This window comes from Ornithinibacillus proteolyticus, assembly GCF_039581225.1.
Lineage (GTDB): Bacteria > Bacillota > Bacilli > Bacillales > Amphibacillaceae > Ornithinibacillus > Ornithinibacillus massiliensis.
On record NZ_JBCPXV010000009.1, the window covers coordinates 43,949 to 67,339 of the forward strand.

Consider the following 23,391-nt stretch of genomic DNA (forward strand, 5'->3'; position numbering starts at 1 on the left):
AAAAGCTGGCGAAAAGTTTCAGAGGAATGTCTATAAAACAGCGGATTAGAAAAGAGACCCCATGAAATCAATAGGACAATAAGAGATTTCATGGGGCCTTTACCATTTTTTAGGTCTTAAATCAACATCATATCTTTCTTACTCTAACCATCTGTACCTGATGATTTTGATTCTTTTCCATAATAATGTCAGCTCGGAACTTGGTTGGTAGGATATTTTCTTCTAAATTAACCTTGTTAATTCGATTCCAAATATCTGTTGCGAATTCCTCTGCTTCGGTGTCGGTTAAGGTTGCATAGCGGTGGAAATAAGATTCCGGTTTTGTAAAGGCCGTTTCCTTTAACAGCTTAAACCTTTCCAAATACCACTGACGTATATGATGTTCATTTGCGTCGACATAAATGGATATATCAAAGAAATCGGAAACAAACTTACTCGGAATACTATCCCCTACCGGTTTAGGTGTTTGCAAAACATTAATTCCTTCTATAATCACAATATCAGGCTGACAAATATCATAGTATTCGTCCGGCATGATGTCATAGTGTAAGTGAGAATAAACAGGAGCCTGAACACATGGATTTCCTGATTTAATTTCCGTTAGAAAATCAAGCAGCGCTTTTAAGTCATAGCTCTCTGGAAACCCTTTTCGATCGGATAGTCCTTTTTCCTTTAGAACAGCATTAGAGTATAAAAATCCATCAGTCGTCACAAGATCTACTTTTGGCCGATCAGGTAAGTTGGAAAGTAAGGATTGAATGATCCGTGATGTCGTACTTTTCCCAACTGCGACACTACCAGCAACTCCAATTATAAAGGGTAGCTTCTTTGTATCCATCTTAAAAAAATCATTTCTCGCCTTATGCAAGCGATTAGTAGCCTGAATATGAACAGACAAATATTGTATAAGTGGAAGATACGCACTATAAATTTCATCTTTGGTTAAGGTTCCTACTATCCCTTGCAAGTTCTTGATTTCAATTTGGGATAGGTCAATAGGAGGGCTAGTATATAGACTAGACCATTCTTCTCTAGATAATGAAATGTAGGTGGAATGTGGATTGGCTTTCTTGAAATTCCTACTATCCTCAGTTATTATGCTCATTGGTATATTTCCTTCCCCGTATAGTCCATAAATGTTGTGTTACATCTATTCCTGTTATTAGGATTACCTATTTTAATTTTCGAATGAGATAAAGATAAAGTGAAACGATTTCATTCTTACTTTCGTTAGTTTAACATTGTTACTCGAAGTTGAACATATAAAAGAGGATAGAATTTGGGTAACTTATAAGAAAAGGACTTAGAGGAATACCCTAAAAGTCCTTAATAACAATCTTTTCGATTAGGATGCCAGTTGTTTTCGGGTCTCTACTAATTATCAAATACTTCCGTTTTCTCACCATCAATAACGAGTACCCACGTTCCTTTCTCTGGAAACGATAGACTGCCACTATAGAGGTAAATGGGATTATTAGTTGCGGAATCAATATTTGTTGCATTCTGCAAGAAATTATCTGAGTCAACTTCTATGCCGTTTTCATCTAATAAGGTCACCTCAATTTCTTCTTTGTCTTTCCAGGAACTTTCAATGGATATTTCCGTTTTTTGACCAATTTCTATTTCTAGTGGTGAATCTATTAATGTATAATGTTCTGTCTTTGGAAATGCCGGCAATACCTCTAGTGTAAAAGCTCCGTGTATTTCATCTTCTACTAAAAAGGAAAGCTGCCACGTTCCTTCAGTCGGAAAAGGCGAAAAGCTAGTTAATGTATGAGCATCCTCTTGATAAAGTGGGGAATTTAGGCTGCCTTCTGATAGGGTAAGTTGTTGTCCATAGGAATTGATTGCCTCCACTCGATAATTCTTTTCAATTAATTCAGATGGATTGCCCCAATAAAAGATCATTAATTTAGCAACTCTTCTTGTGTCTTCGGCAACAAAGTGATCAAACACATTTAATAGTGCTACATTATCTTCAATCCCGATCAGTTCTTGCCCAGAACCAGGCATTATAAAGGTTTTTCCTTCCATGGCATGAAGTTCTAATGGGGAATGTGCTGTTTGAGGAAGGGAGTTATTATCATTAAATTCGTAAATAACAAGAATCATAAAGAAGGCGATGGAAATTATCATAGCTAAAATTGGTAATCGTATTACTTTTCTCGTTACGGGTCTTACCCCGGCTTTTAAATGTAATAAAATTCGTTGTTTTTGTTCCTTGTTTAAGGAATGTGTTGGAAGGTTATGTAGGTCTTCCTGAATAGATTGGTTATCCTTCATAACTAAAGCCCTCCTTTTCCAATATCATTTTTAATTTCTTTAACGAGCGATGGAACATTACATTTACTTTGTTTGGACTACATTGTAAGATAAAACTCGCTTCTTTTGAGGAGAGTTCCATAATGCCCCTGAGGATGACTACTTCTCGATAAGCAGGGGATAATTGCTGAATTGCCCTGTTCAACTCATTATGTTCTAGTTTTTGCATGAAATGGATCTCAGTAACGTTCTGGCTTGTATATTCATTTGATAGAACAAGTTTTAATCTTTCCCATACCATTTTTCTTCGATAACGATCTATTACTTGATTTCTAGCTATAGAAATTAGCCATGTTTTTGGGTGTGAACTGGCATTAAAGCTTGAAAATTGCCTTAAAGCAATTAGAAAAGTATCTTGTACATAATCTTCAACATCCAAGGATCCTGTAAAATAGACTAAAAAACTAGTTACATCTTTCTCATAGCTATGAAACCATTCTTCTATGGTGTGCTCCTTCATACTATTCCCCCTCCCTATTTATTTGACGAATAACCACGTCAACTATTACAGAAATTTTATAAGAAATCTCTACAATAAAAAGCCTGTATACCAAAATTCTACAGGAGATAGGCATACAGGCTAATAGTTATTCATCCATTACGGCTAACGGTTGTTGCTATAATCTCTTTTCTCCGATAAACACTAAGGGCTAGTCCTAGAATCGCCGCATTAAACAATAACATATTTCCTCCATAACTGATAAACGGTAAGGAAAATTCGATTATTGGTACAATGCCAAGCATCATCAGGAGATTCCAAAGCGTTGGGACCGTTAGTAAGGTTGCTCCACCGGTAATGAGTATTCTGCCAAAGCTTTCTTTCGTTTTTATGCCATTTTTCCATACTCGAGCGATAAGCATCAGTAGCAATACACATAGGATAACCCCGAATAGCCATCCAAATGAATAAACTAAATAGGGGAAGGCCATGTCTGTGTGGTTTCCAGGTAATGATACGATGAGAGAATCATGATCCAATCCGTTACCGAACCACCCAGCATGGGAGAAAATGTTTCCTAGGATCTGATAAATATGTCCCTCTCTAGTAGAATCCAGATCTGGATGTAAAAAAGGGAATGCTCCTGTACTATTCTGAAATGTTAATAAGGTTGTCGTAATGAGCACAACGCTGCTAAGAAATAGGAGTGAACCTACTCTGACGACAATTCTCTTTAGTCCTTGAGAAAAAGCGACCATCACACATATGGACAAAGCATACAAGATACTTAACGTATAGTTTGGTAGTGTTAAATAGAGCAAAATTGGGATCCAGAAAAGAACCAGCAGGAGTGCCTGCTTGAACAATGTATTAAATCGATTAATCTGATTGGTAATACTGGCCCATGCTAAGAAGAATAGAAATAAAGTTAGTGGCCTTGGGTCGATGCTAAAGGTAAAGAAACGTATCCAGGTTATGGAATCATTTTGTACATAACCTGTGAAATAGGTATATATAAGGATAGCCACGCCGACTAGGTAAAAATAGACCCAATAATGCTGTAGCCTACGATAATCAAATACAATCAAAGCGATTATGACAAGTAGAGCAAGGCTTAACCAAAAGCTTTGTCGTTTAACAAAATAAGAAACAGGTTCCCTTAAAATGTCATATAATCCACCGATTAATGGAAGGAAACTAAGTGCGGCTACAATACACAATATCCCGACTAATAACCAGTCCATTTTTGGTTTATGGAGGCGATTTAGATTTTCACCAAGTGCAGAGGGGTCTCCCATTTCTTGAATAGCCTTATCGTTCGCTTCTACTTCAGGGAAGCCTCTCTTTTGGAAGGATTGACTAAGTTCATTTAGATGATAATGAAGCTCCTTCGTTATCATTTCACGAGCCTCTTTCGATTTCACCTTCGAGGTTACCTTTGTTAAATATTCCTCAAAATGGGAGTGGCTCACTGTGATACCTCCTCAACTAATGAATGAAGAGCTAGACGGTGTTTCACACTTCCTTGACTGAATCTAGATAACCACTTTTTCCCCTTAAGCGATAAGGAATAGTATTTTTGATCCTCTTCCCAATGGGATTCGAGGAGCTCCTTATTCTCAAGTAAGTGTAACAATGTATATAATTGACCTTCATTCTGTTGAAAGCTAAGCTCATTATGTTGTAGCAATTGATTAGAAATATCAAAGCCCTTCTTTGGTTCATGTTGAAGTAACTGTAATATGGAATGAACCGTTTCTTCCTTCCATGATGAAAGCTCTGTTTGATGATGCTGAGCGCGAATCGCCTCTTTTACCGCTTCTTTTCGTTCATTAGAAAACGTAACATCCTTAAATACCGTGTTCTTCATTGCTCTGTTTAAATTCTGAAAAGGATTGTTCATCATGACAACTCCTCCATTTTTTTCTTTATTAGTTCTTTAGCTCGCTTCAATCTTGTTTTTAACGTATTGATATTAACACCAGTAATAGTACTAATCTCCGCTAAGGATAACTCTTTGTAGTAATGAAGAAAAACAACCTCTCTGTATTTAACCGGTATACTCATCACAGCATTTGCTAAACGATTATCCTCACTTTTCGTAATGACGACATCTTCAACTTGCTTTGATTTAGAGGGGATGTAGTCTAACACCTTCTCATTGAGAATCACTTTCCTATAATGCCAGCTTCTTAGGTAATCCTTGCAATGGTTACTGGCAACTCGAAAGGCCCATGTTTTGATAGAAGATTGTTGCTTGAATTGATCCAGCTTCTCATAGCATTTAATAAAAATTTCTTGTGTTAAATCCTCGGCTATTGTCCGGTTTTTAACATATGTATAGACAAGGTGGAGGATGTCGTCACCATGTTGATGCATTAGGTCATCAATTATTTGTTCGCGATCTTCGACAGTATCTTCTATAGAAAAAGCACGCTCGAGCTCACTCATGTATTTTCACCTCACTTACTATTATAGACGACACAGCATTCTGTTAGGTTTGGGGAAATATAAAAATAATAGATGTGATTTCACTTCATACAGTAAAAAAATAAAGTTGTACCAAGTGGCACAACTTTATTTATAATTTCAAGAGATCCATGAATTAGAGCCTAATTCTAGCTAACAGGAAATCTCTCCATTGTTCACGGAATCATTTATTTCCCTCTCTGTAACACAAAATCTACTATGTAAGCTTCTTATATCCTTTGTAAAGACCCCGACCAATCCAAATTAAGAAAATAACTAGCATGAGTGAGTTTATTCAATTTCTTCCACTACTTTCATCTTAAACAATATTACAGTGTCATAGGTTTCGATCATCTGCTTAATGTCATGTTCGTCTTGTAAGTTGTACCCTGATCGTAACGTATTATTTGAGGTATCACGATAAGCACCGATGATTTTCGTTTCGCCTAGTTCCATCGTTAACTCTTTTTGAAAAGCTTCATCCCATGCACTGGCCGTAACATTTTTGAAGTCTTCTAACGTAATTTTCTTAGGGCCTTGTTTAATACTCCCAGTATATAGCATGATAAAGTCTTCATCGTCCGTTTCGATGATGCCAAATCCAAGCGGTTCCGTAACAACATCTTCATTTGGTTCTCGTCCGTAATTCAATTCTGCCAAATTAGGCTCTACCTTTACACCGTCCTGATAAGCCTCAGCCCATATTTTAATCCAAGTTTCTTTTGCTTGTTTCCATTCATACTCATATTCATATAAAGTCCCTAAATGTAGTTCTTTAATGGCTTCCATATTGTTAGCGTTTGAACTTTTTTTAATTGTAACCATTGCTTCAATAGAATTCTCAGTACAAGCGGTTAAAAGTACCATGAAGAAGGTAATAATAATCATTCTTACTATGTATTTCATGCCTTTCCTCCTACTGTTCTATTTCGATAAACTCTCGCAGTAATTTCCATTCCTTATTCTCTCGCTCCCAGATATACATACAGTGTGCTCGATGGGGAGTCCCGTCTATGTAGCTCGTTTCTAGACCAACTATCACATAGTTCTCTCCGTTTCTTCTTTCCATAGTGGATATGATCTCAAATTCTTTTCTAGTTTGGTCATTGTATTGGTTTAGCACAGCTTTAATATCGTAGTTGTAATGATATTCTTCAGGCTTTTCTATCGATGAATAGCCGAAAATACCAACAAATCGTTCTGACATATAGCTTCTTATTTTGGCATCATCCTTTGATGAGAAGCCTTCGTTCCAGCTATTGTAGTAGTTGGTTAATGTATTTTCTAATGACATCATATTTGTTCTCCTATTCGTATTTTAATTTAGCTTATCATAAATATTCTGATAAATGAATATAGGGAGAATAAATGTTTTATGAAATGATGGGGGGATATAGTTGGTGAGGGGCTGTAGACAGATAAAGAGGTAAGATGTATAATAATAGCCAAATTAGCATAATATGAACCGAGGATGTTACCGATCATCCCCGGCCCGCACATGGTTAAGAAGTTTCGGGGGGAGTTCCCTCTGAACATCTAACAATTGAAAAATGAACAAAAGAACCCTCACCCTAAAGTGATTTAGCCGTCACGGGTGGGGGTTCACTTATTGTTAATCTTGTCGTCAATCAACCGCCTTATAAACTCCAGCAACGATATCAAAAAAGACCCCGCTGCGATGAGTAACATCAATATAGATATTACGATATCCAAAGGCATCCCCCCTTTCACCAATAAAATGGATCCAGAGGGAAGTGAAGGTCCCACCCTAACGACTCACCATGCTTATATTTATTGTAGCCTTAACAAAGCAATTGGTAATCATCCGATAGTCATAAGGATAGGAATAGTTATAATGACCTATTTGTCTAATTTGGATTGAAGTGCGTCTATTTTTTCTGCAAGTTCATCTAGCTGCTTCTTACGCTTTCTGGAAGAACGAATTAAATTAATAAGTACGATTGCGATAAGTATAATGAAAGCAATAAAGGCTAATTGAAAAATCATATCCCCAATTTGGAAGTCAACCATGAATATCCCTCCTTACATTGATTATTCCTATCTTTATTGTATCATTTTTCCAAAGATTGTATCAGGCATTGATAATGTTCTTACGAAGGAAAGTGGATTTAGTTTCGGAAATATTTTTATTTTCTTAATCATTGTGGTTTGGTATGCTTTTATCTACAAGTATTAATAAGTAGGGGATGAGGGGTATGAAAACGGAAGAAATATTACAGTTAAATAAAGCAGGTTGGGAGCAATCGGCTGAGCGTTTTTTTGGCAGAACTGCACTACCGGAATTAGGCCCATTTGCACCAACCGAGAATGATTTACATCTGTTTGGGGAGGTTGCTAATAAGAAAGTGCTTGATATTGGCTGTGGAAGCGGACATTCTTTGCAATATATGGGGAATAATGGGGCGAAGGAGTTATGGGGATTAGATCTGACGAAGAAGCAAATTGAAACTGCTCAAGAACTACTCCAAGAGCAGCAAGGATTTGTAAAGCTATATGAATCCCCTATGGAAGAAAATCCCGGACTACCTCAGGATTATTTTGATATAGTGTATTCTATCTATGCTTTAGGGTGGACAGTTGAATTAGAGAGAACACTGACACATATCCATCGATATTTAAAGCCTGGTGGAATGTTCGTTTTCAGCTGGGAGCATCCGATGCATGACCGAATAAAGCGAGTAGACGATTCATATATACTAGATAAGTCTTACCTACAAGAGGGTCCCGAGTATAATGAAGCATGGAATAATACGGTCATCATACCACATCGAAAGTTAAGTACTTACATAAATACACTTGTTACGGTTGGGTTTGAAATAGAGAAAGTAATCGATGACGTTGTATTGCCCAATGTAGCAACGGAAGGTAATAATCACCGGTGGTATTCGGTCAACAAGGCGAAGCTAATTCCGGCGACGTTTATACTCAAGGCTAGGAAGAAATAGTTAGGGATAAATCAAAATAAGTCAGTTGAAAAAAGGTGCCACGATACGTTCGTGACACCTATTAACTATTTTGTTATAAACATCTGTGTCCAGTGGTTTCCATTCTGTTCGTAGCCAACACCGATGTGGGTAAAGTTAGCGTTTAAAATGTTCTCGCGATGGCCTTGGCTGTTCATCCATGCTTGTACTACTTCTTCTGGTGACGTTTGTCCTTTGGCTATATTTTCACCTGCGGAACGATACGTAATACCGAAGTCACGCATCATATCAAATGGGGAGCCATAAGTAGGACTAGTATGCGAGAAATAATTTTGTTGCTGCATGTCAGTCGATTTCTGACGAGCAACTTGACTTAGACTTGTATCAACCTCTAAGGCATTTAACCCAGCTTGTCTTCTTTCTCTATTCGTTAAAGCGACAACATCACTTTCAAATTTACTTAAACCATGATTCTCCGTTGTTTGCTGCTGTGGTGCTTGTTGCCCTTGTTGACGTTGCTCTTGACCACGCTCAGGCTGTTGGTTTTGTTGTGGTGCTTCGCGAGCCTCATACTTTGCATCTTGTGTTTTGATTGGTTGTGTATGTGGGTACTCACTACTAGATTGATCGGTGCTTATACTAGAGATATTAGGATTTTCATGGTTTTCATTATTGGCATTATCGGTATTACATGCAGCGAGCACGAACATCATTAGGATTCCAATCGATAGTTTAACTAAGCTTCCCTTCATATATATCACTCCTTTTTTATGTTTCTCATAGTATTAGTCAGCTATGGAAAAATATTGATGCGAATTTGGCTTTTTTTGAACGTGTTGGAGATTTACGGTACCCATTACTGGTGCTAAACTAAAAATAGTAAATCCTATAGGAAGTGAATACTAGATGAATACGATTCTTGTTGTGGATGACGATGCACATATTCGGAAATTAATTCGATTATATTTGGAAAATAGTCGTTATGGTGTAGTGGAAGCAGAGGATGGAGAGGAAGCTATTAACTTGTTAGGGAAGCATAAAATTGACTTAGCTATTGTTGATGTTATGATGCCTAAGGTGGATGGGTACGAACTGACAGAAGACATTCGATCTTATTTAGACATTCCGATCCTAATGGTAACAGCAAAAGGAGAATCCCAGGATAAAGTAAAAGGCTTTCGAGCAGGAACAGATGATTACTTAGTGAAGCCATTTGATCCAGTTGAACTAATCCTGCGCGTAGAAGCCTTATTAAAGCGGTATAATCTAACCAATGAAAATATCGTCAAAGTAGGGAACACCCTTATTGATAAAGAGAAATTAGTCGTTCAAACAGAAGAAGAGACGGTTACTTTAAAAAGAAAAGAATGTGAATTATTAGCGGTCTTAGCTAGTTCTCCAGGAAAGATTTTCACTAGAAATCAATTAATTGAGAAAATCTGGGGATTTGATTATGAGGGGGATGAAAGAACCGTCGATGTTCATATTAAACGGCTAAGAGAGCAACTAGAACACTTTCACGATATCACGATAACCACCGTAAGGGGTCTCGGCTATCGGTTGGAGGCAATTCATGGTTAGGAGCTTGTATCTAAAGATCGTTGGTACATTTATATCGGTTGTGATTGTTAGTATTTGTATGTCCTATGTGCTAACACCGTATTCCTTAAATCAGGAAGTCATCTTTAAAGAAGAATTGTCCAAAATATCTATCGGTCTAGCTGAAGTCATTCAAATGACTGGGCCAGAGAGTATCCCAGAATTAATGGATAAATTTGATGACATCGAATTTGAATTGTTGATTACCAATGGGGAGGATATCTTTTTTAAGAAGGAAGATAAATTCTCTATTCCAGTTCGTATGGAGGACGTTGAGGAAATTTTAAGGCATTCCTTTGATGATCCGGTAGTGTTACTGGATAAGAACAATAAGTCTGCGAGGATTGTCGGTGTTCCGATATATGTTTCGGGAGAACCCTACGCACTTATTACTAGAATTGATTATGAAGATGAATTTGAGGATATGAAGCAGGGGATTTTTATATCGCTATTATTAGTGTTATTGGTCGGAAGTTTATTAATATTCCTTGCTTCGAGATATTTAGTTAATCCAATTCGTAAATTAACCATTGCTGCTCGACAAATTGCTAAGGGTGACTTTTCTGTACGAGTAGATAAAAAGCGGAGTAAGCATCAAGATGAGGTTGGCGAGTTAATTGATAGCTTTAATCACATGACTGGAGAGCTAGAAAAAATCGATACGATGCGAGCTGATTTTGTAAGCAATGTATCACATGAAATTCAATCTCCATTAACATCTATTAAAGGGTTCACCAAAGCAATAATGGATGATGTCGTACCTCAGGAAAATCAAAAAGAATATTTAACGATTATTTACCAAGAAATCGAAAGGATGTCTCGCTTAAGTGATAATCTCTTACGAATTGCGTCTTTAGATTCCGAGCACCATCCTTATAACCCTGTTTCCTATCGCTTAGATGAGCAAATACGAAACTCGGTACTAACGACAGAACCGCAATGGACGAAGAAACATATTGATATCCAATTAGACTTAGAGCCGGTGGAAATTTTTGCTGATAAAGACTTAATGGAACAAGTGTGGCTTAATTTGATTACCAATGCGATTAAATATACGGATGAAAACGGCGTAATCCAAATTGCTATACAGATTATTGGTGGCAAAATAACGGTTAGGGTAAGAGATTATGGTATTGGAATACCAAAAGAAGCCATCCCGAATCTGTTTGCTCGCTTTTACAAGGTGGACCGTTCTAGAAATCGGTCAGTAGAGGGGAATGGATTAGGCTTATCCATCGTAAAGAAAATTTTATCCATCCATAAGTTCAATATCAGTGTGGAGAGTGAAGAAGGAAAAGGATCTACTTTTACCGTGCACATCCCAATAAGTCATTAGAATAAATGGTTCCATTCCAAACATCCGTTTAGAATGGAACCATTTTTTACAGCAATACTATTTTATAGTTTCTCTACGCTAGCCTGAATGTTAGCAGCTTGGGTAATGGCTGAAATAACGGCTACTCCATCAGCACCAGCCTCCATAACATAGGCAGCAGTGTCTGGCTGGATTCCGCCAATCCCAACTATAGGAAGGTCAGGATATTGCTGACGTATTGCTTTAATCCATGCAACACCAACTGCAGCTTTGGCATCTGTTTTGGTTGAAGTAGGATATATTGGCCCAGCCCCAATATAATCTACTAAATGAATAGGGCTATTATTTAGTTCATTCCAATTAGACACTGAAAGGCCAATAAGTAAATGTGGATATTCTTCTCGAACCTTCTCTATAGGCTGATCATCTTGACCAACATGTATTCCATCGACATCTAGAGCATTTGCTAATTCTACATCGTCATTGATAAAGAATGGGATATGATATCTTCTGCAAACTGCTCTTAATTTTTTTCCAAGCTCCAATTTTTCCTTTCCCTTTAACGAACCGTACCCCTTTTCCCGATATTGAAAAGCGGTAATACCACTTTTTGCTGCTATTTCTAGGATTTCTACAGGGTCTCTAGTGCAATCTTGACTACCCATTATAAAATATTTTCGCAAGAGCTGTTTATTCATAGTAGGCATTACAGTGATTCTCCTTTAAGTGTTGTGACATCCATCGATAGTGCATCAATAAAATGGGGTATGAAGGTTCCAGATGCTTTCACCTGTTCTTGTGATGCAGTGTATTCCGCTGCTAATCCATAAAAGGCTACTGCAGTTTGAGCTTGCTCGTAAGGAGAGTCATCTGTTGTTAAACAGGCAGCTATAATGGAACCTAATAAGCAGCCTGCTCCGGTTACTTTCGCTAGTAATGGGTGTCCGGTTCCATTTATGGTAGTCGATTCTGTTGTACTAATGACATCGCGTTTCCCAGTTAGTACAGCCGTTGTCTGATATGTTTTGGCAACCTTTCTGGCTATTTCCTCTATGTTTCCGTCACCAAAAGAATCGACACCTTTTGTCTGCCAAGGGACATTAACTAGATGAGCAAGCTCCCCAGCGTTTCCTTTAATAACAGTTGGCTGCACCTCTTCCAATAGTTGTTTTACTGCATTAGAACGATAAGGAGTTGCAGCTACTCCAACTGGATCAAGTACGACGGGAATTCCTTTTTGATTAGCTGCTTTTCCAGCAGCAATCATGGCCTGTAAATCATTTGCAGATAGTGTCCCGATATTCAATAACAAACCATCAGCAATCGTAGCCATTGCAGCGGCTTCTTCTTCAGCCTTTGCCATGATTGGTGCCCCACCAAATGACAATAGACCATTGGCAGTGAAATTCATTACGACTTGATTTGTTAGATGGTGAATTAAAGGCTTATTTTTTCGTACAGTATCAATTATTTGCGTGTTCATAGCGGTTTTTCTCCTCTCGTATGCCCCAGTGATTAGTAGGGCCATTACCAGCTCCTAGATTAGATGCGTGCTTGATAGCTAGCGTGATAAAATGTTTTGCTTTTTCAACCGCAGCAACTAAGGAATCCCCTTTGCTTAAATAGGCAGTAATGGCTGCCGAATACGTACATCCTGTGCCGTGGGTGTTTTTACTAGGTATTCGCTCTGCAGCAAAGGAATAGAAACGCTCTCCATCGTACAGAAAATCAATTGCTTCCTCTTGTAAATGCCCACCTTTTATTAATGCGGCTTTAGCACCTAACTCATGAACAATAATTGTAGCGGCTTTTTTCATGTCTTCTAGAGAAGTAATTTTCTCCCCAGTTAAATATTCTGCCTCTGGTATATTTGGTGTGACGACTGATGTTAATGGTAGTAGTTGTTCTCTTAAAAAATCACGTGCAGTGCTTTCAATTAGAGTATCTCCACTTGTTGCAACCATAACAGGATCCATAACATAAGGAGCATCGAGGTTGCTAAGTTGATTGGCAATGATTCTCATCATATCGACAGTAGCAAGCATACCAGTCTTAAAGGCGTGAATAGGCATATCAGATATCACAGATTCCAGCTGTTGTTCAATCATATCCAATGGAATGTGGTGAATCGCTTGCACGCCAGTTGTGTTTTGGGCAACAACCGAGGTAATGACGGACATTCCATAGCTCTGTAACTCTTGAAATGTTTTCAAATCAGCATGGATACCTGCACCCCCACTTGGATCGGTTCCTGCGATCGTTAGTGCACATGGGACTTGTGTCATATCCGCTTCACTACCTTTCCTGAAGGCCACTCTTCGCACGTATAAGCCATTTCCCAAAATGCTAATTCAAGCTCACAGCTTTTACGAAAGGCATCACGTATGCGGTTCTTTTCAGAAGGAGACGCCTCTATGGCAAGGTTATCTAATCGTTCACGCATTTCTGTTGTGGTACTCCTCGTACGAGCATCACTATAAAAGGTAATCCATTGATAAAAAGGATGATCTGGTGTTGGCTGATACGTCTTCATTAATTCGTCGCCAATTTCTAAATAGGTCCATGGGCAAGGTAGTAAGGCCCCTAATATTTCGCCCATAGAACCGGTATGTGCATGGTACAGCATATGTTTTATATAATGGTCGGCAGTCGGTGGTAGTGGGTGTCCTTGGAGGGACTCATAAGGAACACCAATGTACTCACAAAAATTATGATGCGGATGAATCTCATCTTTTAATATAAACTCCATTTTATTGAAGAAATATCGTATATCATCCCGGCTTGAGGATTTAGACGCAGCTAGCCCATAAATTTTCATGAATGCATTAAGGTACTCGAAGTCTGCCTTAATATAATGAGCGATTGCTTCCTTTGGGATATCGCCCTCTCCAATTCCTTTAACAAAGGGATGGTCAAAAATAAGTTGAAATATATCATTGTTTTCTTCTCGTAATGATTCTGTGAATAACATGGATAAACTCCTCCTTAGAATGCGAAAGCTACTAGGAGAGTACCGTAGATATGTGAGGAATATATGCGGCCTCAACTACTTCCCTTCGCTAGCATTACCTAGATCAGGTTAATAAGGGACAAAGGATATACCTTATCTCAGCAAAAGCGCCCCTAGTAGTTTTCAGTGTTTAGTTAATTTACCTTTTCAAATGAATCGAGCGTACATTTTCTAGCTTAGTAATGTGAGATACAACGAACCAACCGAGTATAGCCCCTGGTAAACTACTTACAAGAAACGCTGGCATAAAGGCAAAAGCGCCAGTAGCATTTCCCATAAATAGGTAAGCGAAAGGGACGGAAGCTAATGCTCCGATTACCCCACTTCCGACTCCTTCCCCGATAACTGCCAAACCTATTCTTCCTGACTTTTTATATAAGTAACCAGCTAAAAAGGCACCAATCATACCACCTGGAAAGGCGAGTATGGTTCCGAGTCCGAGTACATTACGAAGCAGGCCAATCATAAAAGCTACAATTACTGCTGGACCTGGTCCAAGAAGAACACCTGTAAGAACATTTATTGCATGCTGCATAGGGTAGGCTCGTGCTACCCCTGCTGGAAACCAAATAAGCTGAGCAGTAACGGTTCCAATAGCTATCAAGACAGCCATCGTTGTAATGAGACGAGTTTTATTCATCGTTCCTCCTTTCTGTAAGGGACACAAAAAAAGCCAGACCCATAGAAGGACCTAGCTTAATTGATTGAGATTAATAGATTGACTAGTCGTCATACTACTTCCCTCCGCTGGTACTAACCAGATCAGGTCCATAAGGGTCGGAAAAATCTATTCCTCTCAGCCCACATTAGGGCGCCCCTAGTAGTTTTACTATTCATTTGTCATGAATCACTTTAATCATATCAAATGAAAAAGCATTTGTCACTGTAGTACTTGTTTTTAGGTGTAGAGAAGATGGGGTTCATAGTGCATGCAAGGTATATTTGGGGGCGTTTTGGTGAAAGAGAGTAAAAGTTAACAGGTGGAGAGTGTCGGTGCCCATTTTTGGCAGGAGGAGAAGGGAAAGGTAACAGAGTTGTAATGTCAGTGCCCATTTTTGGCAGGAGGAGCCGGAAAAGGTAACAGAGAGAGTGTGTCAGTGCCCTTTTATGGTAGAGGAAGCTGGAAAAGGTAACAGAGGGAGAGTATCAATGCCCTTTTTTGGCAGAAGGTTCAGGAAAAGGTAACAGAGGAGGAATGTCAGTGCCCTTTTATGGTAGAAGGAGCCGGAAAAGGTAACAGAGGGGGATAATCAGTACCCTTTTCCAGCTGAACGAGAATAAAAAGATAACAGAGAGAGGCTATCATTACCCTTATCCCATCCGAAAAAGGTAACGGAAAAAGTGTATCAAATTTATAGATTAAATAATTTTTTTTAGTTCATATTCAGTTCATATTTGTTTTTTATACTAATGATATACCCAGAAGATATAATTTTTTTCGTGTTTGTGCAACAAAACACAAACTTATTTCGTATATATATATTGAAAAACAATTCTAATAAGTATAAATCTGGGATGATATTGGCAAGTCTTATAGAAAATGAGACACATCTAGGGGGAATTGTCGTGTTTTTATTTCATCCAATGGATTTTTTAATACTCATTGCTTTTGGACTTGCGCTATGGGCGCAATCTAGTGTACAAGGAAATTTTAAAAAGGGTTCCAAAATAAAGGCCTCCTCTAACATGACAGGTGTAGAGGTTGCGAGAAGAATATTAGACAGTGAGGGGCTTTCTGATGTAAGAATCGAACTCTCTAGACGAGGAACACTTTCCGATCACTATGATCCAACTGCTAAAGTAATTCGATTATCGGAACCGGTTTATCGAGGGAATTCAATTGCATCCCTTTCTGTTGCCGCACATGAAGTTGGTCATGCCATTCAGCATGCGAATCATTATTCGATGTTAGTACTGCGACATAAGCTTGTTCCGTTTGCAAATATTGGGTCACAGCTTGCACCATTTCTTTTAATAGCTGGGTTTATATTTACCCAGGGTAGTATGTTGATAGGAATGGGAATCATCTTATTCTCAGCAGCCGTACTATTTCAGGTTGTTACATTACCAGTAGAATTTGATGCCTCAAGGCGTGCTAAGAATAAACTAATAGAATTAGGTATGATTGCGAATCAAGAGGAACGAGGCGTTAGTAAAGTGCTGAACGCTGCTGCATTAACGTATGTAGCAAGTACCTTGATTGCTGTCTTAGAGCTTATAAAATACATCATGATTTTCAGAGGAAGACAAAATTAATGAAAAGGTGGGATTTTTAATGAACTTACCTGTATCAGATATGCCGAGCTTTATAAAAAAAGAAGTGGATAAATTAAACGAAACGATTTCTCCTTTCATCAAGAAAGTATCGAAATATTCATTTTGGGCGTTTCCGCTCATTGTATTTTCGCTGATTAATTTATTCTTTTTGCTAGTGGTCATGCCGGAAACGAGAACAACCGTATCACTTATTTTATATGCGGTAATGGGAGCATTCGGTTTTGCCCTATCAAAAGAAGCAAAGCATCAGAGGAAAGAAATTTTAAAAGTGAGTGAGGGTTATATCATTAAGCGAATCAATAAAAGTGATGTAATCGCAAGTGCTGTTAAGGATCGCTATATTCGCAGAGTTAAGGAGCAGCCGGCCTTTGCGATGAATCATTTTATAAAATTTTTAGAAGAAGAAAATCGTTTAATGGAGTAGTAAGTATGATATACCCTGGAGGGATTTCGTGACATTATTAGCGGAACAAGAGTATTTTAAGATTGAACGAAAAGTAGACCGTATAACACAAGTTGATGTGGAGGATAAGCGCTATCTGAAGCTATATACGGACAAAATCCAGAGTAAACATCGTGAGTTTCCAATTAAGGATGTATTAGATATTTCTTACCGAGAGATAGGTAGTGAAGGAGCTGGCCTTCTTTACTTACATACAACTTGTGGTGTTTTTTCATATACATTGAAATCATCTCCAAGGCATTTTATTGAAATCTTTAAACAACACATTAAAAAGTAAGACAAAGTTTTCAAAAATAGTAGAAATGGGGAATGGTAAATGACTGTCATGATTTATGGTGCAGCATGTTCATCAACCAGAAAAGCAAAAGAATGGTTTAGGAAAAATAATATTAATTATGTTGAACGAAATATATTAAAGGATCCATTAACGGTTCCAGAATTACAGCAAATTTTAAGCAGAACGGTAGAAGGAACGGAAGAAATTATCTCAACACGATCTAAAGTCTATAAAGAACTCGATGTGGATATTGATTCCCTTCCACTTCAAGAATTACTAACTTTGATTCATCAACATCCAAGACTGCTTAGAAGTCCTATCATGTTAGATGAAAAGAGACTTCAAGTAGGATTCCATATCGATGATATTAGACAATTCTTACCAAGAAAAACTAGAGAACGTCAATGGCTTCAATGGAGAATGAATTACCTTCCAATGACAGAGATTGTGAAATAAAAAATAGAAATGGAACGAAGAGGTTGAGACTTTACGATATGTTTTAGTAAAAATTCGAAAGAGTCACGATATCATTTCCAGGAATATACGTAGAAGTTAGTGGGTGACAGACCGATCTTCTTGAATAGATGACTGTCATCCAGGTGCTGCAAGTAAAGACAACGTATATTTCTGGAGCTGGTAAGTGGTTCGAACGATAGGATGCGGATTATTTTTTGCTTGAAACGGTTGTCACAACCTCTTTTTTCTCGTTCACAATAAATTTATTTCAAATTTTTAGCAAACTAGTTTATTATTAATTTTATATAGATATATAAAGGAAGGTACTTTATGTCAGAAGATAATATATCGCGTTTAGAAATAAATGGTAAAGAGATTATTCTGATTGGTACAGCACATGTATCCAAAACTAGCGCAGAACAAGTTAAACAAGTTATCGAACTAGAACAACCAGATTCCGTCTGTGTGGAACTTGACGAACAACGCTATAAGTCCATTACAGAAGGGAATAAATGGAAAGAAACAGATATTTTTCAAATTATTAAAGATAGAAAAACAACACTATTATTGATGAACCTTGCTATTTCCTCTTTTCAAAAACGGATGGCTAGCCAATTTGGTATAAATCCTGGACAAGAAATGATTCAAGGTATTGAATCGGCAAAAGAGATAAATGCTAATCTTGTATTAGCAGATCGAAATATCCAAACAACTTTCTCACGGATTTGGCGTGGCATTGGGTTGAAAGGGAAGCTAATGCTTTTAACACAAGTCATTGCTAGTATCTTTACGAGAGAGACTATATCGGAAGAAGAACTGGAGAAGATGAAGTCACAGGATATGATCGATTCGATGCTACAGGAATTTACCGAGAGCTTTCCGAGATTAAAAAAGCCTCTCATAGATGAGCGTGACCAATATCTTGCTCAAAAGATTAAGGAAGCGCCAGGAGATAAAATTGTTGCGGTACTAGGTGCAGCACATGTACCCGGGATAAAGGAGCAAATTAAGCAGGACCATGACCTTAAAACGTTATCGCAGCTACCTCCTAAATCGAAAATTCCCAAAATAATCGGATGGACAATTCCATTACTTATCATTACGCTTATTGTTCTTACGTTTATGACAGATCAACAAGCCGGATGGGTGCAAATTGTAAGCTGGATCCTGTGGAACGGTTCCTTATCTGCACTTGGAACACTCATTGCGTTTGGGCATCCACTCGCTGTTCTCACGGCATTTATAGCAGCTCCCATAACCTCGTTAGAGCCATTTCTAGCGGCAGGCTGGTTTGCTGGATTTGTTCAAGCATATTTTAAAAGACCTAATGTGCAGGATTTCGAAAATCTATCGGATGATGTCCATAGTTTAAAGGGATTTTGGAATAATAAAGTAACACGTGTCCTTTTAGTGGTCATCTTTGCAAACATTGGAAGTTCAGTTGGAACATTTATTGGAGGAGCAGATGTCATTCGATTGTTTATAGAAAATCTATAGACACTTTTCTTCTAACATTGTTCTAAATAGATTAAAGTATAAGTAACCATAATATATAGTTATTGTAAATTTTTAAGGGGGAACGATCTAGTGATCATTGCGATCATCGTATTATTGTTTGTATCCTTTTTCTTTTCGGGGAGTGAGACTGCTCTTACTGCAACAAATAAAATGAAGCTACAAACAAAAGCAAGCAATAATGACAAAAAGTCTGAGAAATTATTGGATTTAGTTTCAAAACCGAGCGAGTTTATTACGACGATTTTAATTGGGAATAACATCGCTAACATTCTTTTGCCTACTTTAGTAACGATGGTGGCATTAGAATATGGAGTTAATGTGGGCTTAGCGTCGGCTATTTTGACGATTACGATTATTATATTTTCAGAAGTAATACCAAAGTCGGTAGCGGCTACATTCCCAGACCGAATCGCATATATCGTGTACCCGGTAATTCGATTTTTCACCATCGTGTTCAAGCCATTTACGACGCTTTTAAATGGCTTGACCGGATTGATTATAAAGTCATTGTCTAAGGGGAATGAAGACAACGTCTCCATCTCCAAGGAAGAATTAAGGGCGATGGTTGATATTGCAGGAACGGAAGGTACATTTAAACAGGAAGAGTCTTATCGTATTAAAGGTGTACTAGATTTCCAAGACTTAAATGTGAAGGATGTCATGAAAACCCCTCGTATAGATATTGTTGCTGTACCGATTGATGCGACTTATGAAGAAGTACGGGATATTGTTATCGAAAATCAGTTCACGCGATATCCAGTGTATGATGGTGAAATAGATAATATTGTTGGTGTATTCCATTCGAAATATTTATTAACCTGGTCGATAGAGCCGGGGAATACGTTAGAATCCTACTGTGATATGAATCCAATGGTATTCTTTGAGTTCCATTCGATTGAAATGGTCTTTCGCCAAATGACAAGAGAGAGAAAGCATCTAGCCATTGTATTGGATGAATACGGCGGAACAGAAGGTATCGTAACCCATGAAGATATTATCGAGGCGATGATTGGACTGGAAATAGAGGATGAAATGGATTTAGAAAGTGAGAAGCTAATCGAGAAGCTTACCGATAAAGAGATTATATGTGATGGTAAAATAACGCTACATCGCTTAAACTCCATTTTTAATACGGATATTCCTGAGGAAGAGGACGTATTATCCGGCTATTTACTGACAGAGTTCAATCAATTTCCTAAGCAAGGTGATATTTTAGAAAAAGATCAGCTTATTTTCAAAATATTAGAAGTAGATGGAAGGACATTAAAGCAAATCCAAATCGTAAAAAATGACTACGTTGAGGTAGAGGAAGGGTAATTCGCTTCTCTACTCATTGTGAATAAGAAGTAGAATAAGCTGTTCCCTTTCCATCTATTAAGATAATAAAGTCCCGAATCGACTAATGATTCGGGGCTTTTCGTTGTAATAGCGATAGAACAAGTGGTTATCTATTACCGAGAGAATTAATGTAATAGCAGTAAAGTGATTAGCCTATCATAAGCTAGTACCAAATAGGGCATACTAAATAAAAAATAGGAAAAAGGAGAGTCGATATGGAAGACACATCCACATTTGTAGCCAAATTCAATGAACGGAAGAGAAAAGATGAATTAAACAGGAAAAGACAAGGCGGAGGTACTCGTTCCGACCGTTTACCTAGTAAACGTCATTAGAAAATAACTAGAAAATAAATAGCCATGGCTTGATCATTTTACTTATCGCCACGGCTCTTTTGTTCGTTACATTGATACTTAACGTAATGTTTTTAATGCACGGCTCCAAGCAATAACTTGGTCAAACATGCCATTAGCATTATCTGCATGATAATCTGCTGGTTTGAAAACAGAGAAGTTTTCAAAGTCAGAAAGTAGTGAGAATGTAACAGCTGTACGAACGTCAGCTACTTGAAGCTCACCTAAGATTAGACGTAGGTTTTCATGGGCACGAGTTCCCCCAAGGCTACCATATCCAACAAATCCTGCAGCTTTATTGTTTACTTCAGGGTTTAAGTAATCAAGTGCGTTCTTTAATGCACCACCAACAGAATGGTTGTATTCAGGTGCGATAAATACATAACCATCAAAAGAAGCCATTTTCTCAGACCAAGCTTTTGCAGCAGCTTGAGCTTCTTCTTTTTGTGCAGCTTTAGAGCCTAGGAAAGCTAGATCATAATCAGCTAGATCCACTAACTCATATTCTACACCTTCATCATTACGATTTTTAGCAAATTCTAGTGTCCAGTCAGCAACTGCTTGGCCGTTACGACCTTCACGAACACTACCAAGTACAATACCGATTTTTAACATAATTAGTTCCTCCTCTGGGTTGTGTTTATAGGTTGAATTAACGATAATAGAAACCTTTTTATCTTTAATTCAATATATTTGAATTAAACATTAATAATCTTATCACGTCTATTTATCGATTGCAACTATAAAGAATAATAATTTGATATTTAGTTACAAAAAGTAATTATAATTACGGTTAAAGAGGTTGGGAATAAGTGTTTATGCTAAATCCCAACCTCTAAATTAAATCTTAAATTTATTAATCGTCTTTTGGGAGTCATCTGCAATATCGGATAGATTAGCTATCGATTGATTGACTTGTTTCATCAGATCCACTTGCTCTTCCGTTTTTGCGGATACCTCTTGGGAATTTACTGCTGCTGCTTCTGAAATCTCCGTAATATGGTTCATGGAATCAACCATTTCTTGAGCACCAATTGTCATTTGTTGTACAGCTTGAGATACATCCTGAATTTTTGTGCTAACGTCTTGAATGTAGCGACTCATTTGCTCGAATGAATTTCCAACATCTGTCACAACGCCTATACCAGTTTCCACTTCATTAGAAGTCATTTTCATCGTGTTAACGGCTGTACTCGTCTCGACCTGTATCGTATTGATTAATTGAGAGATTTGTAAAGAAGAGTCGGCTGATTGCTCTGCTAATTTCTTCACTTCATTTGCAACAACTGCAAATCCTTTTCCATGTTCTCCCGCTCTTGCTGCCTCTATGGATGCATTTAAGGATAATAGATTTGTTTGCTCGGCAATATCGGTAATAACCTCAATAATATGGTTTATTTCCTTAGAGCGCTCTCCTAGACCTTTAATAACCTCAGATAATCCATTTACAGTATGCTTAATTTCATTCATTTGTTTAATGGCTACAGAGATAGACTCTTGTCCTCTAGTTGCATTTTCTGTAGCTTCTTGGGCAGTATTAGAAACATTATGTGCGCTTGTAGCGATTTGCTGTATACCACTAGACATTTCCTGGATGGTGCCGGATGTTTCTTCGATAGTCTGTACCTGTGTATCGACACCAGCTGCTAATTCTTCCATGGTAGCTGCAATTTCTTCTGAAGCTTCATTTGTTTGTTCAACATGTCCTACCAGTGATTTAGCGGAGGTTGCAACATGTTTGGCACTAGTATTAAATTCCAGAATCACTTGTCTTAGGTTGTCAGCCATCTGGTTTAATGTTTCAGCTAAAAGCCCAATCTCATCTTTATTTTTCACCTGTAGCTTTTCAACGGTTAAATCACCTGCAGCTATCTGTTTGGCATATTCGATTAGAGAAGTGATTGGCTTTGTCTTTCTACCAATAATAAAAATCGTGAAAATGCACGCAATTAATAATGGAATAAGACCAAGTAAAACGCTAGATTTTACAGAGTCTAATGTACGTTCTGATACAATACTCGCATTGAAGTCAATAGCATTTAAAGCAATGATCTCCTTGTTCGGGTCATGGTCCTTAAAGATTGGTGCATAGCCGGTTAATCGTTTCATTCCTCCAGCTTGATAGATCTCAGAATATGCTGGCTGCTTCGTGTCTAGTATGGTTTGTACTACTTGTTCATCTAGATAAAAGCTATCCCCAGCATGGAATCCTTGATGCTCAAAATGTTTATCAGCGACTAAAATGGTTCCATCTAGTGAAATAATATATTGGTTTTCGAAAATATGTTTATGATCGACTGTCCAATTGATGGATTCTTGTAAATCGATTTCCTTATTACTATTTCCATTCAGAATATCCTCCACATCATTCGTGTTAATGAGACCTGTGGTGATATTCGCGCACCCAATTGCTTCAATTCCCGCAGCTTCATACGTATGTTGATAGGTTACCCAATAGTTTGATATAGAAGTAATAATAAGGGAAATCAAAAATACGCCAATAATAATTACTCCAAGTTGTCTCGTTATCCCTTTTTTCATCATTACGCCCCCGGTTTAGTAAGTCTCTTTCTCTATCTTTGTCTATGTCTATGTCTATACCCCTACTCT

Annotated in this window: 28 protein-coding genes and 2 riboswitches; of the genes, 10 read left to right on the top strand and 18 right to left on the bottom strand. The window is 37.8% G+C overall.

Going from position 1 to position 23,391, the window contains the following annotated elements:
- Positions 1 to 127 precede the first annotated feature (127 nt).
- The 10 genes from coaA to AAIB49_RS06405 form a co-directional block, all read right to left on the bottom strand.
- Positions 128 to 1,105, bottom strand: a complete 978-nt coding sequence (gene coaA, locus AAIB49_RS06365) for a type I pantothenate kinase (protein ID WP_343457544.1) — start codon at positions 1,103 to 1,105, stop codon at positions 128 to 130.
- Positions 1,106 to 1,374: 269 nt separating this feature from the next.
- Positions 1,375 to 2,283, bottom strand: a complete 909-nt coding sequence (locus AAIB49_RS06370) for a hypothetical protein (protein WP_339212719.1) — start codon at positions 2,281 to 2,283, stop codon at positions 1,375 to 1,377.
- Positions 2,273 to 2,782 (bottom strand): RNA polymerase sigma factor, encoded by a 510-nt coding sequence (locus tag AAIB49_RS06375; RefSeq protein WP_339212721.1) that lies wholly within the window; start codon positions 2,780 to 2,782, stop codon positions 2,273 to 2,275. The genes AAIB49_RS06370 and AAIB49_RS06375 overlap by 11 nt, the downstream gene beginning before the upstream one ends.
- Before the next feature lie 131 nt (positions 2,783 to 2,913).
- Positions 2,914 to 4,233 carry an FtsW/RodA/SpoVE family cell cycle protein gene (locus AAIB49_RS06380; RefSeq protein WP_343457545.1) on the bottom strand — a complete coding sequence of 440 codons (1,320 nt, stop codon included), beginning with the start codon at positions 4,231 to 4,233 and terminating at the stop codon, positions 2,914 to 2,916.
- Positions 4,230 to 4,667: a PadR family transcriptional regulator gene (locus tag AAIB49_RS06385; RefSeq protein ID WP_186868079.1), complete on the bottom strand. Its 438-nt coding sequence runs from the start codon at positions 4,665 to 4,667 to the stop codon at positions 4,230 to 4,232. The genes AAIB49_RS06380 and AAIB49_RS06385 overlap by 4 nt, the downstream gene beginning before the upstream one ends.
- Positions 4,664 to 5,212, bottom strand: a complete 549-nt coding sequence (locus tag AAIB49_RS06390) for a sigma-70 family RNA polymerase sigma factor (protein WP_186868080.1) — start codon at positions 5,210 to 5,212, stop codon at positions 4,664 to 4,666. The genes AAIB49_RS06385 and AAIB49_RS06390 overlap by 4 nt, the downstream gene beginning before the upstream one ends.
- Before the next feature lie 309 nt (positions 5,213 to 5,521).
- Complete coding sequence (locus tag AAIB49_RS06395; RefSeq protein WP_343457546.1) at positions 5,522 to 6,136, bottom strand: hypothetical protein; 615 nt, start codon at positions 6,134 to 6,136, stop codon at positions 5,522 to 5,524.
- A 10-nt stretch (positions 6,137 to 6,146) separates the two neighbouring features.
- Positions 6,147 to 6,524: a DUF4440 domain-containing protein gene (locus AAIB49_RS06400; protein WP_186868086.1), complete on the bottom strand. Its 378-nt coding sequence runs from the start codon at positions 6,522 to 6,524 to the stop codon at positions 6,147 to 6,149.
- A 308-nt stretch (positions 6,525 to 6,832) separates the two neighbouring features.
- Positions 6,833 to 6,949 carry a putative holin-like toxin gene (locus tag AAIB49_RS19960; protein ID WP_366480634.1) on the bottom strand — a complete coding sequence of 39 codons (117 nt, stop codon included), beginning with the start codon at positions 6,947 to 6,949 and terminating at the stop codon, positions 6,833 to 6,835.
- A 141-nt stretch (positions 6,950 to 7,090) separates the two neighbouring features.
- Positions 7,091 to 7,261, bottom strand: a complete 171-nt coding sequence (locus tag AAIB49_RS06405; protein ID WP_343457547.1) for a DUF4083 domain-containing protein — start codon at positions 7,259 to 7,261, stop codon at positions 7,091 to 7,093.
- Positions 7,262 to 7,446: 185 nt separating this feature from the next.
- Between AAIB49_RS06405 and AAIB49_RS06410 the strand changes: the two genes are divergently transcribed.
- Positions 7,447 to 8,196, top strand: a complete 750-nt coding sequence (locus AAIB49_RS06410; RefSeq protein ID WP_339212736.1) for a class I SAM-dependent methyltransferase — start codon at positions 7,447 to 7,449, stop codon at positions 8,194 to 8,196.
- A 65-nt stretch (positions 8,197 to 8,261) separates the two neighbouring features.
- Here the strand turns inward: AAIB49_RS06410 and AAIB49_RS06415 are convergent, their stop codons facing one another.
- Positions 8,262 to 8,927: a CAP domain-containing protein gene (locus AAIB49_RS06415; RefSeq protein ID WP_339212738.1), complete on the bottom strand. Its 666-nt coding sequence runs from the start codon at positions 8,925 to 8,927 to the stop codon at positions 8,262 to 8,264.
- Between the two features lie 154 nt (positions 8,928 to 9,081).
- Between AAIB49_RS06415 and AAIB49_RS06420 the strand changes: the two genes are divergently transcribed.
- Both AAIB49_RS06420 and AAIB49_RS06425 read left to right on the top strand, forming a co-directional pair.
- On the top strand, positions 9,082 to 9,756 hold the full coding sequence (locus AAIB49_RS06420; RefSeq protein WP_186868090.1) for a response regulator transcription factor: 675 nt from the start codon (positions 9,082 to 9,084) through the stop codon (positions 9,754 to 9,756).
- Entirely contained in the window at positions 9,749 to 11,110 is a 1,362-nt protein-coding gene (locus AAIB49_RS06425; protein ID WP_339212741.1) for a sensor histidine kinase, read from the top strand. Before AAIB49_RS06420 ends, AAIB49_RS06425 begins: the two co-directional genes overlap by 8 nt.
- Positions 11,111 to 11,172: 62 nt before the next feature.
- Here AAIB49_RS06425 and thiE read toward each other — a convergent pair whose 3' ends face one another.
- From thiE to thiW, 5 genes are all read right to left on the bottom strand, one after another.
- A complete protein-coding gene (gene thiE, locus AAIB49_RS06430) occupies positions 11,173 to 11,787 on the bottom strand; it encodes a thiamine phosphate synthase (protein WP_445254544.1) in 615 nt (204 codons plus the stop codon).
- Between the two features lie 8 nt (positions 11,788 to 11,795).
- Positions 11,796 to 12,572, bottom strand: coding sequence for a hydroxyethylthiazole kinase (gene thiM, locus AAIB49_RS06435; protein ID WP_343457548.1), 777 nt, complete (start codon positions 12,570 to 12,572; stop codon positions 11,796 to 11,798).
- Entirely contained in the window at positions 12,553 to 13,374 is an 822-nt protein-coding gene (gene thiD / locus AAIB49_RS06440; RefSeq protein WP_339212749.1) for a bifunctional hydroxymethylpyrimidine kinase/phosphomethylpyrimidine kinase, read from the bottom strand. The genes thiM and thiD overlap by 20 nt, the downstream gene beginning before the upstream one ends.
- Positions 13,371 to 14,060: a thiaminase II gene (gene tenA, locus AAIB49_RS06445; RefSeq protein ID WP_343457549.1), complete on the bottom strand. Its 690-nt coding sequence runs from the start codon at positions 14,058 to 14,060 to the stop codon at positions 13,371 to 13,373. Before tenA ends, thiD begins: the two co-directional genes overlap by 4 nt.
- 63 nt (positions 14,061 to 14,123) lie before the next feature.
- Positions 14,124 to 14,224: riboswitch (TPP riboswitch) on the bottom strand.
- Positions 14,225 to 14,238: 14 nt separating this feature from the next.
- Positions 14,239 to 14,739 (bottom strand): energy coupling factor transporter S component ThiW, encoded by a 501-nt coding sequence (gene thiW / locus AAIB49_RS06450; RefSeq protein ID WP_339212755.1) that lies wholly within the window; start codon positions 14,737 to 14,739, stop codon positions 14,239 to 14,241.
- Positions 14,740 to 14,821: 82 nt separating this feature from the next.
- Positions 14,822 to 14,928, bottom strand: a riboswitch (TPP riboswitch).
- Between the two features lie 755 nt (positions 14,929 to 15,683).
- Here thiW and AAIB49_RS06455 point away from each other — a divergent pair.
- From AAIB49_RS06455 to AAIB49_RS06485, 7 genes are all read left to right on the top strand, one after another.
- Complete coding sequence (locus tag AAIB49_RS06455; RefSeq protein WP_339217885.1) at positions 15,684 to 16,355, top strand: zinc metallopeptidase; 672 nt, start codon at positions 15,684 to 15,686, stop codon at positions 16,353 to 16,355.
- A gap of 19 nt (positions 16,356 to 16,374) precedes the next feature.
- A complete protein-coding gene (locus AAIB49_RS06460; RefSeq protein ID WP_343457550.1) occupies positions 16,375 to 16,800 on the top strand; it encodes a YwnF family protein in 426 nt (141 codons plus the stop codon).
- A 28-nt stretch (positions 16,801 to 16,828) separates the two neighbouring features.
- Positions 16,829 to 17,116: a hypothetical protein gene (locus tag AAIB49_RS06465; RefSeq protein ID WP_343457551.1), complete on the top strand. Its 288-nt coding sequence runs from the start codon at positions 16,829 to 16,831 to the stop codon at positions 17,114 to 17,116.
- Positions 17,117 to 17,155: 39 nt separating this feature from the next.
- Positions 17,156 to 17,572: a Spx/MgsR family RNA polymerase-binding regulatory protein gene (locus tag AAIB49_RS06470; RefSeq protein ID WP_339212763.1), complete on the top strand. Its 417-nt coding sequence runs from the start codon at positions 17,156 to 17,158 to the stop codon at positions 17,570 to 17,572.
- A gap of 330 nt (positions 17,573 to 17,902) precedes the next feature.
- Positions 17,903 to 19,069 carry a TraB/GumN family protein gene (locus tag AAIB49_RS06475; RefSeq protein WP_339212766.1) on the top strand — a complete coding sequence of 389 codons (1,167 nt, stop codon included), beginning with the start codon at positions 17,903 to 17,905 and terminating at the stop codon, positions 19,067 to 19,069.
- 90 nt (positions 19,070 to 19,159) lie between these two features.
- Positions 19,160 to 20,407, top strand: coding sequence for a hemolysin family protein (locus AAIB49_RS06480; RefSeq protein WP_339212768.1), 1,248 nt, complete (start codon positions 19,160 to 19,162; stop codon positions 20,405 to 20,407).
- A gap of 236 nt (positions 20,408 to 20,643) precedes the next feature.
- The gene (locus AAIB49_RS06485; RefSeq protein WP_186868100.1) at positions 20,644 to 20,763 is read left to right on the top strand and encodes a DUF4023 domain-containing protein; all 120 of its coding nucleotides are present in this window, start codon (positions 20,644 to 20,646) and stop codon (positions 20,761 to 20,763) included.
- Between the two features lie 78 nt (positions 20,764 to 20,841).
- On the opposite strand, the gene AAIB49_RS06490 is transcribed toward AAIB49_RS06485, so the two are convergent.
- Together AAIB49_RS06490 and AAIB49_RS06495 are read right to left on the bottom strand one after the other, a co-directional pair.
- Positions 20,842 to 21,396, bottom strand: coding sequence for an NADPH-dependent FMN reductase (locus tag AAIB49_RS06490; RefSeq protein ID WP_339212770.1), 555 nt, complete (start codon positions 21,394 to 21,396; stop codon positions 20,842 to 20,844).
- A gap of 225 nt (positions 21,397 to 21,621) precedes the next feature.
- A complete protein-coding gene (locus tag AAIB49_RS06495; protein ID WP_339212771.1) occupies positions 21,622 to 23,322 on the bottom strand; it encodes a methyl-accepting chemotaxis protein in 1,701 nt (566 codons plus the stop codon).
- Positions 23,323 to 23,391: the final 69 nt, after the last annotated feature.

What these genes read in the sequence shown, in the direction of transcription:
- coaA (WP_343457544.1), bottom strand. Translation starts at nt 1,105, where the DNA reads ATGAGCATAATAACTGAGGATAGTAGGAATTTCAAGAAAGCCAATCCA.
- AAIB49_RS06370 (WP_339212719.1), bottom strand. Translation starts at nt 2,283, where the DNA reads ATGAAGGATAACCAATCTATTCAGGAAGACCTACATAACCTTCCAACA.
- AAIB49_RS06375 (WP_339212721.1), bottom strand. Translation starts at nt 2,782, where the DNA reads ATGAAGGAGCACACCATAGAAGAATGGTTTCATAGCTATGAGAAAGAT.
- AAIB49_RS06385 (WP_186868079.1), bottom strand. Translation starts at nt 4,667, where the DNA reads ATGATGAACAATCCTTTTCAGAATTTAAACAGAGCAATGAAGAACACG.
- AAIB49_RS06390 (WP_186868080.1), bottom strand. Translation starts at nt 5,212, where the DNA reads ATGAGTGAGCTCGAGCGTGCTTTTTCTATAGAAGATACTGTCGAAGAT.
- AAIB49_RS06395 (WP_343457546.1), bottom strand. Translation starts at nt 6,136, where the DNA reads ATGAAATACATAGTAAGAATGATTATTATTACCTTCTTCATGGTACTT.
- AAIB49_RS06400 (WP_186868086.1), bottom strand. Translation starts at nt 6,524, where the DNA reads ATGTCATTAGAAAATACATTAACCAACTACTACAATAGCTGGAACGAA.
- AAIB49_RS19960 (WP_366480634.1), bottom strand. Translation starts at nt 6,949, where the DNA reads ATGCCTTTGGATATCGTAATATCTATATTGATGTTACTCATCGCAGCG.
- AAIB49_RS06405 (WP_343457547.1), bottom strand. Translation starts at nt 7,261, where the DNA reads ATGGTTGACTTCCAAATTGGGGATATGATTTTTCAATTAGCCTTTATT.
- AAIB49_RS06410 (WP_339212736.1), top strand. Translation starts at nt 7,447, where the DNA reads ATGAAAACGGAAGAAATATTACAGTTAAATAAAGCAGGTTGGGAGCAA.
- AAIB49_RS06415 (WP_339212738.1), bottom strand. Translation starts at nt 8,927, where the DNA reads ATGAAGGGAAGCTTAGTTAAACTATCGATTGGAATCCTAATGATGTTC.
- AAIB49_RS06420 (WP_186868090.1), top strand. Translation starts at nt 9,082, where the DNA reads ATGAATACGATTCTTGTTGTGGATGACGATGCACATATTCGGAAATTA.
- AAIB49_RS06425 (WP_339212741.1), top strand. Translation starts at nt 9,749, where the DNA reads ATGGTTAGGAGCTTGTATCTAAAGATCGTTGGTACATTTATATCGGTT.
- thiE (WP_445254544.1), bottom strand. Translation starts at nt 11,787, where the DNA reads ATGAATAAACAGCTCTTGCGAAAATATTTTATAATGGGTAGTCAAGAT.
- thiM (WP_343457548.1), bottom strand. Translation starts at nt 12,572, where the DNA reads ATGAACACGCAAATAATTGATACTGTACGAAAAAATAAGCCTTTAATT.
- thiD (WP_339212749.1), bottom strand. Translation starts at nt 13,374, where the DNA reads ATGACACAAGTCCCATGTGCACTAACGATCGCAGGAACCGATCCAAGT.
- tenA (WP_343457549.1), bottom strand. Translation starts at nt 14,060, where the DNA reads ATGTTATTCACAGAATCATTACGAGAAGAAAACAATGATATATTTCAA.
- thiW (WP_339212755.1), bottom strand. Translation starts at nt 14,739, where the DNA reads ATGAATAAAACTCGTCTCATTACAACGATGGCTGTCTTGATAGCTATT.
- AAIB49_RS06455 (WP_339217885.1), top strand. Translation starts at nt 15,684, where the DNA reads ATGGATTTTTTAATACTCATTGCTTTTGGACTTGCGCTATGGGCGCAA.
- AAIB49_RS06460 (WP_343457550.1), top strand. Translation starts at nt 16,375, where the DNA reads ATGAACTTACCTGTATCAGATATGCCGAGCTTTATAAAAAAAGAAGTG.
- AAIB49_RS06470 (WP_339212763.1), top strand. Translation starts at nt 17,156, where the DNA reads ATGACTGTCATGATTTATGGTGCAGCATGTTCATCAACCAGAAAAGCA.
- AAIB49_RS06475 (WP_339212766.1), top strand. Translation starts at nt 17,903, where the DNA reads ATGTCAGAAGATAATATATCGCGTTTAGAAATAAATGGTAAAGAGATT.
- AAIB49_RS06485 (WP_186868100.1), top strand. Translation starts at nt 20,644, where the DNA reads ATGGAAGACACATCCACATTTGTAGCCAAATTCAATGAACGGAAGAGA.
- AAIB49_RS06490 (WP_339212770.1), bottom strand. Translation starts at nt 21,396, where the DNA reads ATGTTAAAAATCGGTATTGTACTTGGTAGTGTTCGTGAAGGTCGTAAC.
- AAIB49_RS06495 (WP_339212771.1), bottom strand. Translation starts at nt 23,322, where the DNA reads ATGAAAAAAGGGATAACGAGACAACTTGGAGTAATTATTATTGGCGTA.